The following is a 536-nucleotide window of genomic DNA, read 5'->3' on the forward strand; positions in this document are numbered from 1 at the left end:
GCTGTGGACGGCCTTCAGCGGCGACTCGCCGGCGAACCTTTCCGGGATCGCCGACAAGGCGCTCAACGACGCCCTGCTGGCGGGGCGGACAGGCGCATCGGAACAGGACCGCGAGAAGGCCTACGACACGGTCCAGCAGCGCCTCACCGAGCTGGCCCCGGTGGTCTTCTTCACGAGAGCGGAGCCCGGCGCCATCGCAGGCAAGGACGTCGGCGGCCTCGTGCAGTACGGTACGGGTTCCCTGCTACCCGAGGATCTGTGGATCGCGAAGTAGCCCAGGACCCCGGTTGCGGCGTCCAGGAAAACGCGGTGTTTCTCTGACCCGGCGTCATCTCGACGCGCCAGAACCGCCAGCGGATCGTCCGCGCATGCGTCCCACGTGACGATCAGGTGCCAGGCACAGGAATGTGGCTTTTCCCAGTTGGCCGGAATCTGTAGTCAGCTGATCACGCCGCCTGCGGCGGGGTGGTTGACGGTGTGTAGCCAGGTGGGGCGGGTCGCGCGGGAGGCGAAGTAGCGGGCGCGGAGCTGCTGGT

At 67.9% G+C, this 536-nt stretch carries 1 pseudogene; it reads left to right on the top strand.

What is annotated here, in order from left to right:
* A pseudogene (locus tag FMEAI12_RS00095) lies at positions 1 to 274 on the top strand (ABC transporter substrate-binding protein); the annotation flags it as partial.
* Positions 275 to 536 lie beyond the last annotated feature (262 nt).

The organism is Parafrankia sp. Ea1.12, from assembly GCF_900465275.1.
Taxonomy (GTDB): domain Bacteria; phylum Actinomycetota; class Actinomycetes; order Frankiales; family Frankiaceae; genus Parafrankia; species Parafrankia soli.